The 13,625-nt window shown below is 57.4% G+C and carries 17 protein-coding genes and 1 tRNA gene; 9 read left to right on the top strand and 9 right to left on the bottom strand.

All coding sequences use genetic code 11. The features are described 5' to 3' along the window. Positions 1 to 49 precede the first annotated feature (49 nt). Positions 50 to 457, bottom strand: coding sequence for a DUF2000 family protein (locus ASB65_RS00855; protein ID WP_003507428.1), 408 nt, complete (start codon positions 455 to 457; stop codon positions 50 to 52). 94 nt (positions 458 to 551) lie between these two features. Between ASB65_RS00855 and ASB65_RS00850 the strand changes: the two genes are divergently transcribed. Next, positions 552 to 1,328, top strand: coding sequence for an AraC family transcriptional regulator (locus ASB65_RS00850; protein ID WP_060722781.1), 777 nt, complete (start codon positions 552 to 554; stop codon positions 1,326 to 1,328). Here the strand turns inward: ASB65_RS00850 and ASB65_RS00845 are convergent. Further along, on the bottom strand, positions 1,325 to 2,218 hold the full coding sequence (locus tag ASB65_RS00845) for an NAD(P)/FAD-dependent oxidoreductase (RefSeq protein WP_060722780.1): 894 nt from the start codon (positions 2,216 to 2,218) through the stop codon (positions 1,325 to 1,327). The genes ASB65_RS00850 and ASB65_RS00845 overlap by 4 nt on opposite strands. A 153-nt stretch (positions 2,219 to 2,371) precedes the next feature. Here ASB65_RS00845 and ASB65_RS00840 point away from each other — a divergent pair, with 153 nt between their 5' ends. Continuing rightward, entirely contained in the window at positions 2,372 to 2,830 is a 459-nt protein-coding gene (locus ASB65_RS00840) for an Rrf2 family transcriptional regulator (protein ID WP_003507420.1), read from the top strand. 76 nt (positions 2,831 to 2,906) lie between these two features. Here the strand turns inward: ASB65_RS00840 and ASB65_RS00835 are convergent, their stop codons facing one another. Next, positions 2,907 to 3,224, bottom strand: a complete 318-nt coding sequence (locus ASB65_RS00835; protein WP_003507415.1) for a hypothetical protein — start codon at positions 3,222 to 3,224, stop codon at positions 2,907 to 2,909. A 72-nt stretch (positions 3,225 to 3,296) separates the two neighbouring features. Then, a complete protein-coding gene (locus ASB65_RS00830; protein ID WP_060722779.1) occupies positions 3,297 to 4,709 on the bottom strand; it encodes a PLP-dependent aminotransferase family protein in 1,413 nt (470 codons plus the stop codon). A 116-nt stretch (positions 4,710 to 4,825) separates the two neighbouring features. On the opposite strand from ASB65_RS00830, the gene ASB65_RS00825 reads away from it, so the two are divergent. Next, positions 4,826 to 5,701: a DMT family transporter gene (locus ASB65_RS00825; protein ID WP_060722778.1), complete on the top strand. Its 876-nt coding sequence runs from the start codon at positions 4,826 to 4,828 to the stop codon at positions 5,699 to 5,701. Between the two features lie 3 nt (positions 5,702 to 5,704). Here ASB65_RS00825 and ASB65_RS00820 read toward each other — a convergent pair whose 3' ends face one another. From ASB65_RS00820 to ASB65_RS00805, 4 genes are all read right to left on the bottom strand, one after another. Then, on the bottom strand, positions 5,705 to 6,817 hold the full coding sequence (locus ASB65_RS00820; protein WP_020812473.1) for a GH25 family lysozyme: 1,113 nt from the start codon (positions 6,815 to 6,817) through the stop codon (positions 5,705 to 5,707). 178 nt (positions 6,818 to 6,995) lie between these two features. Then, positions 6,996 to 7,184: a YegP family protein gene (locus ASB65_RS00815; RefSeq protein WP_003507411.1), complete on the bottom strand. Its 189-nt coding sequence runs from the start codon at positions 7,182 to 7,184 to the stop codon at positions 6,996 to 6,998. A 58-nt stretch (positions 7,185 to 7,242) separates the two neighbouring features. Continuing rightward, positions 7,243 to 7,968: a type 1 glutamine amidotransferase gene (locus tag ASB65_RS00810; protein WP_060723019.1), complete on the bottom strand. Its 726-nt coding sequence runs from the start codon at positions 7,966 to 7,968 to the stop codon at positions 7,243 to 7,245. Between the two features lie 137 nt (positions 7,969 to 8,105). Then, complete coding sequence (locus ASB65_RS00805) at positions 8,106 to 8,555, bottom strand: DoxX family protein (RefSeq protein WP_003524478.1); 450 nt, start codon at positions 8,553 to 8,555, stop codon at positions 8,106 to 8,108. 145 nt (positions 8,556 to 8,700) lie between these two features. Between ASB65_RS00805 and ASB65_RS00800 the strand changes: the two genes are divergently transcribed. Together ASB65_RS00800 and ASB65_RS00795 are read left to right on the top strand one after the other, a co-directional pair. Continuing rightward, complete coding sequence (locus ASB65_RS00800; protein WP_003507408.1) at positions 8,701 to 9,006, top strand: SelT/SelW/SelH family protein; 306 nt, start codon at positions 8,701 to 8,703, stop codon at positions 9,004 to 9,006. 119 nt (positions 9,007 to 9,125) lie between these two features. Then, positions 9,126 to 9,212: transfer RNA gene (locus tag ASB65_RS00795), tRNA-Leu, on the top strand. Between the two features lie 202 nt (positions 9,213 to 9,414). On the opposite strand, the gene ASB65_RS00790 is transcribed toward ASB65_RS00795, so the two are convergent. Next, positions 9,415 to 9,825 carry a pilus assembly protein N-terminal domain-containing protein gene (locus ASB65_RS00790; protein ID WP_020812471.1) on the bottom strand — a complete coding sequence of 137 codons (411 nt, stop codon included), beginning with the start codon at positions 9,823 to 9,825 and terminating at the stop codon, positions 9,415 to 9,417. 413 nt (positions 9,826 to 10,238) lie between these two features. On the opposite strand from ASB65_RS00790, the gene ASB65_RS00785 reads away from it, so the two are divergent. From ASB65_RS00785 to ASB65_RS00770, 4 genes are all read left to right on the top strand, one after another. Next, positions 10,239 to 10,424, top strand: coding sequence for a Flp family type IVb pilin (locus ASB65_RS00785; RefSeq protein WP_003507406.1), 186 nt, complete (start codon positions 10,239 to 10,241; stop codon positions 10,422 to 10,424). 123 nt (positions 10,425 to 10,547) lie between these two features. Further along, complete coding sequence (locus tag ASB65_RS00780) at positions 10,548 to 11,060, top strand: A24 family peptidase (protein ID WP_003507405.1); 513 nt, start codon at positions 10,548 to 10,550, stop codon at positions 11,058 to 11,060. Positions 11,061 to 11,186: 126 nt separating this feature from the next. Continuing rightward, positions 11,187 to 11,993, top strand: a complete 807-nt coding sequence (gene cpaB / locus ASB65_RS00775; RefSeq protein WP_003507404.1) for a Flp pilus assembly protein CpaB — start codon at positions 11,187 to 11,189, stop codon at positions 11,991 to 11,993. Beyond that, a complete protein-coding gene (locus ASB65_RS00770; protein WP_060722777.1) occupies positions 11,990 to 13,573 on the top strand; it encodes a type II and III secretion system protein family protein in 1,584 nt (527 codons plus the stop codon). Before cpaB ends, ASB65_RS00770 begins: the two co-directional genes overlap by 4 nt. Positions 13,574 to 13,625 lie beyond the last annotated feature (52 nt).

Below are 13,625 nucleotides of genomic sequence, written 5' to 3'. Positions count from 1 at the left end.
CGTTCTTGAAGGGAGGCCCACAGCCTCCCTTTTGCGTTTTAGGGTCCGATCACCCGTGCAGCTTCGCGCCCTTGGTGATCTTGTCGACGATCTTCTTGTCGGCCCTCAGCGCCATGCCGACCACCTTGGCGTTGTCAGGAGAAAACTCCGAAAATACCTGGCGATTGGCGACGTCGTGCCCGGTAGCGAACATTTCCTCGATATAAAGCGATGTCGTGACGTCACGCTCGAGGGATCGCTGGTGGATTTTGCGCAGCGCCTCCTGATCCGTGGCCATGACGACGACAGGCTGGATGGACAGGGGATTATAGACGTTGCCTGCCCCGTCGCGGTATGGTTCTCCAATGATCTCCTTGGTCTGGGCGACGATCCCGGACATGAGGAATGCGGTAACGTTCAGTTTTTGCCACACGGCAAGGTCATCGCGAAGGATGACGGCGATCTTGGTATCAAACATGCGAACTCAATCTGGCTGTGGTTACGAAAGAGAAGCGACCCTAACGCCTCGGGGCGTCGGCGATCTTGAACGTTCGTGCAAATTCGAAGGGATCGTGCAGGCGCCCTCCAGCGAGGGCATCGAACGCATAGACGCGCGTTTTCACGGCAATGCCTATGCCCCGCATCGCCATGATACTTATGCGATTGGCGTCACGCTTTCCGGCGTCCAGACCTTTTCCTATCGTGGCACATCGCATTTCAGCATGCCGGGAAATGTCATCGTCCTGCATCCCGACGAGGTTCACGATGGCGGCGCGGGCACTGACGAGGGCCTGCACTATCGAATGCTCTACCTCCCACCGGAAAAAACGACGGAGGCGGGATATAACGCGCTGCCCTTTGCCCGAAATGCCATCATCGAGGACGAAGAATTCCGGCAATGCCTCATCGAGGCACTCGGTAATCTCGAAGGCGAACCGGACAATCTACTTCTCACCGACTGGCAATCGAGACTGGCGGATCTGCTCTGGAAACATTCAAACGGAAGCACCAGAACCATCAAGCGGATTGACCGCATCGCCGTTTTGCGATGCCGGGACTATCTGCTGGAGAATAGCGCCGACACCGTCGGTTCTGAAGAACTGGAACGGATAAGCGGGCTCGACCGCTTCACGCTTTTCCGGCACTTTCGTTGCCTGTTCGGCACGAGCCCGCACCGTTATCTCATCATGCGGCGGCTGCAGAAATGCAAGGACATGATGCGCGCAGGTACGGGTCTTGCCGAAACGGCCTTTGCCTGCGGTTTTGCGGATCAGGCGCATTTCACCCGGCATTTCAAAAATGCCTTCGGCATGCCTCCGGGCCGCTGGCTGAACCTCGTCTCACCCTAGAGCATTTCCGGAAAGAGGATCGACCGGTGAGCCGCAGCGCCCGCCATCGCGCCGTCGCCCACCGCAAGGGCGACCGAGCCGGCGGGTCTCGCCACATCGCCGCAGGCGAAGATGCCGCGTGTGGTAGTCTGTTTCATCGGGTCTGTGACGATGGTTGATCCCATCGGCCCCTCCTCCACCGCACAGCCGAGTTTTTCGATCCAATCGGCGGTGATCCGCAATATCGGCTGGGGGAAAAGGCCGGCCCAGGCAATGCTGCGTCCATCTGTCAGGACGACATCCGCATGCCCCGCAATTTCCCTGATGCCGGTTGTTTCCATCCGGACGCCGCGCGCTGTCAGCATCGAATACTGGTCCTCGTCCGGCTCGAATACGCCGTTGGTGAAAAAGGTCGTCTCACCCCAGTCCGGAAGCATCAATGCGTGGTGAATGGCCAAAGGTGAAGCGGCGATAACGCCAATCTTTTCCTGATTGAGCTCGTAACCATGGCAATAGGGGCAATGGAAGACAGAAGAGCCCCAGCGCTCCTTCAGCCCGGCGATACCAGGCAATTCATCGGTGACACCAATGGCGAGGATCAGCCGATCCGCAGTCTCACGGCGGTCGCCATCGATCTCGATTGCGAAATCACCAAAGGAGCCTTCGGCATCGGTCACCCTGCCTTCGGCCCATTTTATGGTCGGGTAACGTTCGATCTGGCGGCGCGCCTCGGCGATAATCTCGCCTGGCGCCTTGCCGTCCTGGCCGAGAAAACCGTGGGAATGGTTGGCGAAACGGTTTCTCCGTTCACCGGCATCCACCACCAGAATGTTTTTTCTGGCGCGTCCAAGCTGCAGGGCGGCTGAGAGACCGGCATAGCTGCCGCCGATAATGATGACGTCGAATTTCATGATGCACCCATCGTTTCAGGAGGAGGCGGAAGTGCCCGTTCATTTCACGATACTTATATTGTTACATGATTTTGGGAGTCAATGGTCACGCAACTTATATTGTTACGTCATCTCGAAGCTGGTAGCGTCGATGCAAACAGACGGATTTGAGCAATGAGACACGACACGCGCCTTTCACGGGTGCTGCATATTCTGATCCATATGGAAAAACATGAGGGCGCCGCGACCTCCGAGAGCATTGCGGCGATGCTTCAGACCAATCCGGTGGTGGTGCGCAGAACCATGGCCGGCTTGCGCGAGCATGGTTATGTGTCGTCGGAAAAAGGCCATGGCGGCGGGTGGGTGCTGGCGCGGCCGCTCAGCGAAATCACGCTGCTCGATATTTACCGGGCGCTTGGCGCACCGGAACTGTTCTCGATCGGGCTGGCAGGCGACAATCCGAACTGCGTCATCGAACAGGCCGTCAACACGGCGCTTTTTGACGCCATGAAAGAGGCGGAAAACATTCTGCTGTCGCGCTTCGGAAGCATTGCCCTCTCTCAGCTGGCACAGGAGTCCATTAGCCGCTGGTCCCGTCTTTCCAACGACCCTTCCGCGATGGAAAGGCTCTAACGGCGGGTGACGTTCACTCTTGCAAGGAAAAACCGCCCGCGCGGAGGCAGGCGGTTTTATCCTATCAGTAAGCCTATTACGGCTGGGTCTGCGTGCCGCCGGTAGTCGGGCTTGCCGGTGCGGTATTGTTAGCAGGCGGTGTTGCCGGAGTAGTCGGAGCCATCGGCGCCGGTGCCTGATCCGTTGCTGCAGGCGGCGTGGTGGAGGATGTCGTTGCCGGATCGGTGGTCGGGCCGCTCATCTGCGACCAGGCGAAAACGCCTACCAGAACGACAACGATGATAGCCAACCACGGCACCCAGGACGACGACGTGCGGGCACGCGGTTCATTGCTGATATTCACTTCCGGACGAAGATCGCGGTCCGGACGCGGGTTGTTGGGATCGAATGTCATGGTATTTCCTCCTCTTCATTCTGCGAAGAAAACGACGTTCACGGGATTTTGTTCCGATTCCTTCCAGAACGCCTACAACCGACGAGGTTCGGGCCCTTGCTGAAGTGCCTCCGCCAGCACCGTCATGACCTGCGGATCTGCCATTTGCGACACATTGAAACGCATGAAACCGGAGGCACTTTGCGACGAGCTGAACACATTGCCGGGGGCTAGCACCACCTGCCGCGAAAGCGCCCGGCGCGCAACATCGGCGGCATCGCTCCCATCCGGCAGGCGGCACCACAAAAACATACCCGCCTGCGGCTCGATCCACGGCACACATCCAATCGACTTCAGACGTGACGCCGCCTCCGGCATTACCGCCGCAAGACGCTGCCTGAGTGCCTCGACATGCTTGCGGTAACTGCCATCGGTCAAAAGCGAGAGGATCAGCGCCGCCGAAAAATGCGTTCCGCCAAAAGCGGTGGCGATCTTGAGATCGGTCAGGGCTTCCACCCACGCGACAGGTGCTGCAATGAAACCGCACCGTATGGAGGCCGACAGTGTTTTTGAAAAACTGCCTATCTGGACGACACGGTTCAGACCATCGAAGGCGGCCAGCCGGGGCGCAGCCTGGGTTTCGAAATCGGCAAAAATATCATCCTCGATGATGGTTAGCCCCGCCTGTTCAGCCAGCATCAACAGCCGATGGGCGGAAACGGCGGAAAGCCTTGCACCTGTCGGATTATGGATTGCGGAATTGGTGATATAAAGCCGGGGCTGATGATCTTTCAGCGCCTGCTCGAAAAGCGCTAAATCCGGCCCGGTTGGCGTATAGGGTACGCCGACGATCTTCACCCGATGCGCCCGCAGGAGGGCGTGGAAATTGAAATAACAGGGGTCATCGACAACAACCGTGTCCCCCGGCTGCAGCAGGAAACGGCACAGAAGATCGATCGCCTGCGTGCCGGAGTCGGTGAGCATGATCTGGCTGGCGCCCGCCTGCACCCCGTGTTCGGCCAGCCGGCGCGACAGAAGCTGGCGCAGCGGCAACAGTCCCATCGGGCTGCCATAATCGGTCAGCAGGGCGGCGTCGGCCCGGGCAAGCCCGCGCATGGCCCGCCTCAATGCCTCTTGCGGCATCCACGATACGGGAAGCCAGCCGCAACCGGGTTTGGCGAGAACGGAACTTTCATCCAGCGCCTGCCGCGAAACCCACAAGGGATCCACCGCCCTGTCGAGCTGCGGCTCGATATCGGCGAGCGAGAGGGGTGCAAGCGGACCTGAAACGAAAAAACCGGAGCCGGGGCGCGAGCTTATCGTACCCTCCGCCACAAGCCGGTCGTAGGCCTCGACGATGGTGGAGGTGGACACCTGCATGGTCTTCGCCAGAGCCCGCACCGATGGAAGACGCGCGCCCGGCACGAGGCTGCGCGAGGCGATGCGTTGCCGAACGCTTGCCATCACCTTTTCTATGCGCGTGCCAACAGCGACCTGTCCATCCATGATTCTCTCCAACCGTACCGCTCATGAAACCATAACAGTTTGTTGAAATTGTATATGATTGTCGCTGTTCCCGCCAGCCATTCGGGATCATGAAAGGCAGAAAGCAGGAGTTGACGATGGACAAGACGACGAGCGGCTGGCTGAGCGGCCTGACAGGCGTGGTAATATTCAGCGGTTCGCTGCCAGCGACGCGCATCGCGGTAACGGGTTTCGATCCCGTGTTCCTCACCGTCGCCCGCGCCAGCATTGCCGGCCTGCTGGCGCTGGCGCTGCTGTTTCTGTTCAGGCAAAGACGCCCGGCGCGCAATGACCTGACATCGCTTTTCATCGTCTCGCTTGGTGTCGTGGTGGGTTTCCCGCTATTGACCGCGCTTGCCCTGCGGCACATCACCTCGGCGCATTCCATCGTTTTCGTGGGGCTGCTGCCACTCGCAACCGCGATCTTTGCGGTGCTGCGCGGCGGAGAACGCCCACGCCCGGTCTTCTGGCTCTTTTCCTGTCTCGGCAGTGCGCTTGTTGCGGGTTTTTCGCTCTCGAATTCGTTTGCCGCCGGGATCGAAGCCTCGCTTGCCGGCGATCTTCTGATGCTTGGCGCAATCATCGTCTGCGGGCTCGGCTATGCGGAGGGCGCTGCCCTTTCCCGCAAGCTGGGCGGCTGGCAGGTCATTTCCTGGGCGCTGGTTCTTTCCCTGCCGGTGATGCTGCCGCTTGCCTTTTTCAGCGGGCCGGAAACGCTTGCCGGCATAGACCCGCAGGCCTGGGCTGGCCTTGCCTATGTTTCCCTGTTCAGCATGCTGATTGGCTTCATCTTCTGGTATCGCGGGCTGGCCCTTGGCGGCATCGCCGCCGTGGGGCAGCTGCAATTGCTTCAGCCCTTCTTCGGGCTCGCGCTTGCCGCCACCCTGCTGCACGAAGAGGTGAGCCCGGCCATGATCGGCGTGACGCTGGTTGTGGTGCTGTGTGTTGCGGGCGCGCGAAAATTCGCGCGCTGACCATCAGCTCGAGCGGCGATCCACCCAGCGATGCCATGCGTCTTCGCTGCCATTGAAGACATTGAGATCGATACGGCCATCGACGCCATGCGACAGGCCGGAACCGGAATATTGCCAGAACAGCCACTTGCGACCGGGATAAACCACCGACGGATGCTGGGCGACGGCGCGCAGCCAGAAGGGATAATCCTGGAATTCGCCCTGGAGGTTATCCTTGTAAAAATCGGGCGCCGTATAAATGATCGGCCGCTGGCCGTAATGGCGCTCAAGCTTGTCCATGAAGACCCGCATCTTTTCCAGCACGCGTTCGCGGGAATGGCGCATCTTGCAGCTCGATTCGCCGTTATATTCCACGTCGATGACGGGCGGCAGCGCGTCCGGATCACGCGGTACATTACGAATGAACCAGTCCGCCTGTTCGCTGGCGTTGCGGCACCAGTAGAAGAAATGGTAGGCACCGCGGCGAATGCCCGCTTCCTTTGCGCGCTGCCAATTGGTGCGGAACATCGGATCAAGATGATCACCACCATCCGTCGCCTTGATGAAGGCGAAATTCGCGCCGCGCGTGCGCAGCTGCGGCCAGTTTATATTGGCCTGCCAGCGGGATACATCCACCCCGTGGACCTGGAAATGACGGGGCTGAACCCTGCCGAAATTGATGGGCTTGGCATCACTGAAGCTGGAGCGGAAAATGCGCGAACGGATCTGAGCACCGGCGCTTGCCGCCGGGGCCGCCGCCATGGCCAATTGCACCGGACGCTCCATCTGGTTCATCGTGGGGCGCTCCGCCGGCCGCACCATTCCGGCCGCCTGTGGCGGAACCGGCAAACGGATTTCAGGCGCATCCTGCGTTAAGGACGCTTTGGGGGTGACGGCGGAAAAGGCCTTGGGTTCGTCAGGCACCGGCCCGCCCCATGCCAGAACTTGCTGCCGCGGCTGGGCGGCGATGGCCTGGGTGCCGACGCCTGCCTGCGGCACCGGCGCGGATGGCGTGACCGAACTCGTCGTTTCCTTCGAAGGCAAGCCGGCCATCAGGCTTTCCGGCCCGGAACTGGACGTGCAGCCTCCAAGCAGGAGGCAACCGAAGAGAAGTGCTGGCACAGCCGATGAACGCATGAGAACCCGTACGCAAAACAAATCGGGGGCACTCTGATGCCGCCCGGAGACCTCGAAATACAAATGCTAACGGAAGATTATCAAAAAAGACTGAATCTTATCTTTACGTCGGCACCTGCCGATGCGCCCGTCATTTCTGGCAGGCGAAACGCTTCGAGTTCGCGCGCGGCGGCGCGGCTCAGGCCGTCATGGCGGTCAGATCGACAGTGTCCGCACCGGGAGAATTTCTCTTTATCGATTCGATCGCGTGAATAGCCGATGCCTTCGCCTGGTATCCTTCCGAGGAGAACATCGTTTCGCCGTTGGAAGCCTTAAAGCGGAAACGATATTCGCCGGCCTTGTCCTGATAGATTTCGAATTTGTACATGATCTCTGCGCCTCCTTGCGCACGATAGTCCGTCCGCTGCAACTTTGTTCGGCCTCGATCACTTTCGCAACGGAAAATCGCCGCTCTGGATGAGGCGTACCCAGGCTCGGGCAATTTCCAGCCCGGCTGCATCGGCCATTTCTGCGCGCAAGCTGCGATGGTCGCGATAATTCTCCAGCCATCCCGGCGACATTCTTTCGACGGAAGTGGGGAACGTCTGACACCAGCCGTCAACCACGGCAGCGGAGGCTTCGAAATGGAATTGTGTGCCATAAACCGCCCGGCCGATGCGAAAGGCCTGGTTTCGCGTCGCGCCATTGGTCGCAAGTCGCGTGGCGTCCGGCGGAAGCGTAAATGTATCGCAATGCCACTGAAAAATGGGGAATGTCTTTTCGAGCCCAGCCAATAGCGGATCGGACCCGCCTTCTTCCGTCAGCGACACCTCTTCCCAGCCGAACTCCGGTGGACCGGAGAGAATATTCTCTCCCCCATAGGCGCGCGCCAGCAACTGGCTGCCAAGGCAGACGCCCATGACTGCCTTGTCCGCATCGCCAAAGGCTTTCATGAGAAGGGCAAGATCGGGGAGATAGGGATAAAGCGCATCGTCGAGCGCGTTCTGTTCGCCGCCCAGAACGACAAGCGCATCATGGTCGGCCGTATCCTTGGGGAGAGGCTCACCCGCATAGGCGCGGATGACATGGACTTCCGCCGCCGCTTCTTTCAGCGCGACGCCGAGCTGCCCATGCGGCGTACCCGCCATGTTTTCTATGATTGCAACGCGCATAAAACCTCGTGGCGACGACAAAGGATCCAATCGGCCAGAAATGCCGATCGAATCCAGCTTCACCACGAGAAAAATCGATTTTCAAGAGCCGCTACAGCATCAGTGTGACAATAGCGGATAAGCCGACCTGATACGCCCTAGAATTCACGCGCCAGCTTGGCGTCTGCCGAATGCCGGTTGCCGCCGCGAACGGCGAAGAACAGGAAAATCGCGGCCCAAAGAATCGACTTTTCCGCGCCGCCCAGACCTTCCGCCTTTACGATGCCGTGAAAATAAACCGTTACCAGAAGGACGATCATGGCCGCGAAGGATGCCGGCCGCGTGAACAGGCCGATGGCGACCAGAATTCCGCCGAAAAATTCCGTGGCGGCAAGCAGCGGTGACCAGAAGACGCCGGGGTAAAAGCCAAGGCTTTCCACCATGCCGACAGCACCAAAAGGATTGACGATCTTTCCGAACCCATGGGTGACGAGAAGAAGCCCGGCCGTGACGCGCAGAATGGTCTCTACCAGATCATGCGTCGCATTATAAAGCGGTGCGACCGCCGGAACGAAAAGACGCTGACGATTATTCTCGAACTGGGCCATAGGATCTCCACGTTTCAGCCTTCGACAGCTTCTCTGTTCGCAAAGCCGCATGATAAGAACAAGCATGCGCCCGGTAAAAACATGAGTATTATAGTTGACATTATCGTGAACATTATTGTCGCCGGGCGATGAAAGAGACCTGAGGATGACCAAGACCAAACCCCGCATAACCATCCGCTATTGCACGCAGTGCAACTGGCTGCTTCGGGCCGGCTGGATGGCGCAGGAAATCCTGCAGACCTTCGCTTCCGATATCGGCGAAGTCAGCCTCATCCCCTCGACCGGCGGTCTGTTCGAGATCTCCGTGGACGGCACGATCATATGGGAACGCAAACGCGATGGTGGTTTTCCCGGCCCAAAAGAACTCAAACAGAGAATCCGTGACATCATCGACCCGGAGCGTGACCTCGGTCATGTGGACAGAACGAAGCATGAAGGGCTCGACACCTGACCCGGCGACATGTTTCAACAGCCATAACCAAGTTTTTTCCCTTTAAAATCAATGATCGTCATAAAAGTTCAAAAAGTCTGTTGACACCGGGCGGCTGCCCTCGTACATCGCTCTCCGTCGCCCAGATGGCGGAATTGGTAGACGCGCCAGCTTCAGGTGCTGGTACTCGCAAGGGTGTGGAGGTTCGAGTCCTCTTCTGGGCACCATTCCATTTTTGATCTTAACCAGATCAAGAACTTAGCCGAAAAAACAGCAACATATAGCTGACCGGCAAACGCCAGGAAGCGTGTTGCTTTTTTTCGCTTTTAGCTACTCCCAGAAAAGCTGCAGGCACTCAGGGACAAGCGGCCTTCGTCCTCTTCGGAAGACCTCTATCTACAGCGCAGAACTCTGATGTGACTTGCTTCGTTACGGCTGAGCGTCTTTGTCGCCACTATTTTGCGAATGCTGCTCGCAGTTCGGCGTGCAGGACAGAACGGTCCGCTCCGTCTGGCGGAAAACTCGCACCGTATTACCCTCATCGATAGAGACGAGAATGCGTTCATCCACGATTGGATTGCCGTCGGCATCCAGAAGCACGAGATTGGTCGTGCCGAAACTGCGACCCGTCAGAACAATCGTGGTGGCATCGGCAACCGTGGCATCGGCGACCTTGGAGTTGCCGACAATAACCTTGCTGACGGCGCGGTCGAGACGAAGGACACGGGCGTGATTCATCGAAACACGCAATATGTCATCCTCAGCAAAAGCCGGCTGCAGCGAACCTGATAGAAAGACGGACAAGCCGACCACAATTTTCGCCAGTTTTCCGGATGACACGCGTTTGGTCCTTGCTCACTACCCGCACTTATTGCTCCGCAGAATGCGCGGTTTTAGTGAATGAAGCGTTAAATGGCAGAAATCCGCGAGGCGGATGGTAACCATGCGTAATGTATTGATATTGCCGCGTCTCTCCGCCCCGCCTCAAAACTGAACATCTGCACCTCTTCCCAAGGAAACTTGGTCGGAAAAGACAAACTGCCAGCAGTTGAATATATTTGTTTATCGGCAAATGTAAAAATGCAGGCAATACTTTTTTGTTTTATTTACCAAAAGAAACTCATCCTGCCGTTTACTTTGAGTTAATCGTTTTTTTTAAGCGCTTGGAAATCGCTCGGCTGTAGTTTGAACGCAACCGAACAACGGAGAACAGTTGTCGGCGTGCTGAACCAACACAAGTTAGGAGAGACCCTATGACCAAGATTTTCGCTCGTTTCCTCAAGGATGAATCCGGTGCTACTGCAATCGAATACGGCCTGATCGCTGCTCTGCTTTCAGTGGCAATCGTAGGCGGTGCAAGCATGGTCGGTACGCAGCTCGACGCACTCTTTGACGGCATCGGTACGACGATGCAGACGGCCCGAAACACGACGTTCTAATAGTTTTCGACCGCTGAATTGGGAATGCCGCTCAACCGTGAGCGGCATTTTCGTATTATACTGAATACCCGGATTCGTCTTCAATCCGCCTGGAATTGGCCGAGTAAAAAGGGAGTCTCCCTCGTGGTTATAGCCGCCATTTTTCTGACGCTTCCGCTCTGCCTTGCCTTCGCGGCATTCACAGACCTCTTGAGCATGACGATACCCAACCGGATATCGCTCATTTTGCTGCTGTCATTCATTTTGATCGCGCCTTTTTCCGGTATGGACTGGCAGACTTTTGCAATGAGCCTTGCAGCTGCCGCCGCCGTGTTTTTTGCCTGCTTCGCACTCTTTGCAGCCAATGTTATGGGTGGAGGAGATGCCAAGCTATTGACTGCCGCAGCAGTATGGTATGGCTTCAACCTGTCCCTCATAGAATTTTTACTTTCGGTGACCTTCGTTGGCGGCCTGTTGACTCTCGGCATTCTGCTCTTGCGGTCGCGCTCGCAGGAAATCATGGCCAGCGGCATTCCCCTCCCCGATTCCTTGCTCGCAGCAAAAAAAATTCCCTACGGGATCGGCATCGCCATCGCCGGTTTTTTGACCTATGGCAACGCACCGATCGTAGAAGCTGCCATCGCCAGTCTTTCCTGAGCGAATACTGTAATTGCCGAAATTAAAGGCCTGTTAACCACAAATCCACGCATAATATTAACCATAATTATACCAATAGCGCGTCATCCTGAGGGGAGAAGAATCTGATTCCTTCAAGGATCGAGCATGAAACCGTCGCGTATCGTCATTCTATCCGTTGCTTTGGTAGCCGCCGGTCTTGCCGGTCTTGTCGCCATGAAAATTTCCGGCACAAAGCAGGTTATCGAAAAAGCAGAAACGATCATCCAGAAAGAACCGACGGTTAACGTTCTCGTTTCCTCGGTCAACCTGCCGGTCGGCAGTCGCCTGAATGATAGTTCAGTGCGCTGGACTCCCTGGCCACAGGGCAACGTCGTCGATAGTTTCATAACGGAAACGAAAAGCCCGAACGCAATCATCGAACTTTCCGGTGCCGTCGTACGGCTCCCGTTATTCGAGGGCGAGCCGATCCGACCGGAAAAAGTCGTCGATTCCAGCGCTCGCATCATGTCCTCGCTTTTACCCGCCGGCAAACGCGCTGTTTCGACAGAGATTTCGGTTTCAACCGGGGCAGGCGGTTTCGTGCTGCCGAATGACCGTGTTGACGTGATCATGGTCCGCAAAGGCGACAACGGTAACTTTTTGACCGAGAATGTTTTGAATAACGTTCGTGTTCTGGCCATCGACCAGCAGATCAAGGAAGGCGAAGACGGTACGTCGGCAGTGGTTGGCGCAACCGCGACACTGGAACTGACGCCGGACCAAGCCAAGATTATGACCGTGGCGCAACAGATGGCGGATCGTCTCACGCTGGCTCTGCGCTCGGTTGCCGACGCGCAGGAAAACGACACGCTTTCGGCTGATTATCTTCTCAATGGCGGCGCCGGGCAGCCCGAAATTCAGGTGATCAAATCCGGCTCGATCGTCAAGGGCGGTCAAGGAGCATCACAATGATCAAGGGGTTCATGGCAAGGCGTTTCAAACAACACCTGCGTTCGTCGATGCTCGGCGGGCTTGCGTTCTGCGTGGCTTTTTCCGGCATTCCCGGCCAGCGTTCATCCGAATTTTTGGGTATCGGCGAAGCCGAGGCGCAAAGCGCGAGCATTGTGCGCATTACTGAGAGCGGATCAGGCATTCGCAAGCGCCTGAAGCTTGGTCTCAACAAGGCGCTGGTCATCGACCTGCCCGAGGACGCGCACGACATTCTTGTCGCCGATCCCAGCCTTGCCGATGCGGTAACGCGCACGTCCAGACGGATCTATCTCTTCGGAAAAACGGTAGGACAGACAAATATCTTTATTTTCGGCGATGGTGGGCGTGAAATCGTCAGCCTCGATCTGGAAGTAGAGCGGGATATCGTTGGTCTTGAAGCCAATATTCGTCGCTTCATTCCTGAATCCGACATCAAAGTCGAGATCGTCTCCGACAACATCGTTCTCACCGGATCTGTGCGCACGCCGCAGGATTCCGCGCGCGCAGTGCAGCTTGCCGAAGCCTTTTTGAAAGGTGGTGAAGCCACCACCCGCAATATCTCGCTGACGGGCGGCGACAACGGGGGTGACGCCGCGATTTTTGCCGAAAACCGCCAAGCATCGCAGATCGTCAACATGCTGACGATCGAGGGCGAGGATCAGGTGACACTGAAGGTGACCGTCGCCGAAGTCAGCAGGCAGGTGCTGAAGCAGCTGGGCTTCAACGGTTCCATCAGCAGTTCGACAAGCAACAACGGTTTCGAGTTCTCAAATCCTTCCAATCTCGGAAACGCAATCGACGGCGCGACGCGCATAGCCAGCGGAGCTATAGGCTCCGGCTCACTGAGATTTGCCTCCTACCTCAATGCCATGGAACAGGCAGGGGTGATGCGGACATTGGCGGAACCGAGCCTGACGGCGATCTCCGGCGAGCAGGCTAAATTTTATGTCGGCGGAGATTTTCGAATTGCTGCCGAACAGGATGTTTCGCTCGACAAGGAAACAGGCGTCGCGACCGTCAAACGCGACACGGAAACAGTCGACTACGGTATCACGTTGAACTTCAGGCCAGTGGTGCTTTCACCCGGCAGGATAAGTCTCAAGATCGAGACGAATGTGTCCGAGCCGACCTATGAAGGCAATGTCGTAACCGGAAATTACGGTCGGGGCATTCCGGGTTCAACCTACATGTCTGTCCGCAAGCGGGAAACATCCACAACGGTCGAGCTTCCTTCTGGTGGCTCGATCGTGATCGCAGGGCTCGTTCAGGACAATATCCGTCAGGCCATGTCCGGGCTTCCGGGCATGTCAAAGATCCCGATTTTCGGCACGCTTTTCCGCAGCAAGGACTTCCTGCGCAACGAAACGGAGCTGGTCATCATCGCAACGCCTTATCTGGTTCGGCCCGTGGCCCGCAACCAGATCGCCCGGCCGGATGACAACTTCAACCCGGAAAACGATGCCGCCATGTATTTCATGAACCGCGTCAACAAGGTCTATGGCCGCAAGGACCAGGTTCAGGCGGCGCCCTATCAGGGGTCAGTGGGGTTCATCTACAAATGACGACACGCACACAAAATCCCCTCTTCACAGTAAGCCCGGTCAGGGCAGGAAA

This window comes from Agrobacterium tumefaciens str. B6, from assembly GCF_001541315.1.
Classification (GTDB): domain Bacteria; phylum Pseudomonadota; class Alphaproteobacteria; order Rhizobiales; family Rhizobiaceae; genus Agrobacterium; species Agrobacterium radiobacter.
This window is presented reverse-complemented; position numbering and strand designations above follow the sequence as displayed.

Bases quoted from the DNA above. Each gene is read 5' to 3' on its own strand.
- ASB65_RS00855 (WP_003507428.1), bottom strand. From the start codon at position 457: ATGTTTGATACCAAGATCGCCGTCATCCTTCGCGATGACCTTGCCGTG.
- ASB65_RS00845 (WP_060722780.1), bottom strand. From the start codon at position 2,218: ATGAAATTCGACGTCATCATTATCGGCGGCAGCTATGCCGGTCTCTCA.
- ASB65_RS00840 (WP_003507420.1), top strand. From the start codon at position 2,372: ATGAGACACGACACGCGCCTTTCACGGGTGCTGCATATTCTGATCCAT.
- ASB65_RS00835 (WP_003507415.1), bottom strand. From the start codon at position 3,224: ATGACATTCGATCCCAACAACCCGCGTCCGGACCGCGATCTTCGTCCG.
- ASB65_RS00830 (WP_060722779.1), bottom strand. From the start codon at position 4,709: ATGGATGGACAGGTCGCTGTTGGCACGCGCATAGAAAAGGTGATGGCA.
- ASB65_RS00825 (WP_060722778.1), top strand. From the start codon at position 4,826: ATGGACAAGACGACGAGCGGCTGGCTGAGCGGCCTGACAGGCGTGGTA.
- ASB65_RS00820 (WP_020812473.1), bottom strand. From the start codon at position 6,817: ATGCGTTCATCGGCTGTGCCAGCACTTCTCTTCGGTTGCCTCCTGCTT.
- ASB65_RS00815 (WP_003507411.1), bottom strand. From the start codon at position 7,184: ATGTACAAATTCGAAATCTATCAGGACAAGGCCGGCGAATATCGTTTC.
- ASB65_RS00810 (WP_060723019.1), bottom strand. From the start codon at position 7,968: ATGCGCGTTGCAATCATAGAAAACATGGCGGGTACGCCGCATGGGCAG.
- ASB65_RS00805 (WP_003524478.1), bottom strand. From the start codon at position 8,555: ATGGCCCAGTTCGAGAATAATCGTCAGCGTCTTTTCGTTCCGGCGGTC.
- ASB65_RS00800 (WP_003507408.1), top strand. From the start codon at position 8,701: ATGACCAAGACCAAACCCCGCATAACCATCCGCTATTGCACGCAGTGC.
- ASB65_RS00785 (WP_003507406.1), top strand. From the start codon at position 10,239: ATGACCAAGATTTTCGCTCGTTTCCTCAAGGATGAATCCGGTGCTACT.
- cpaB (WP_003507404.1), top strand. From the start codon at position 11,187: ATGAAACCGTCGCGTATCGTCATTCTATCCGTTGCTTTGGTAGCCGCC.
- ASB65_RS00770 (WP_060722777.1), top strand. From the start codon at position 11,990: ATGATCAAGGGGTTCATGGCAAGGCGTTTCAAACAACACCTGCGTTCG.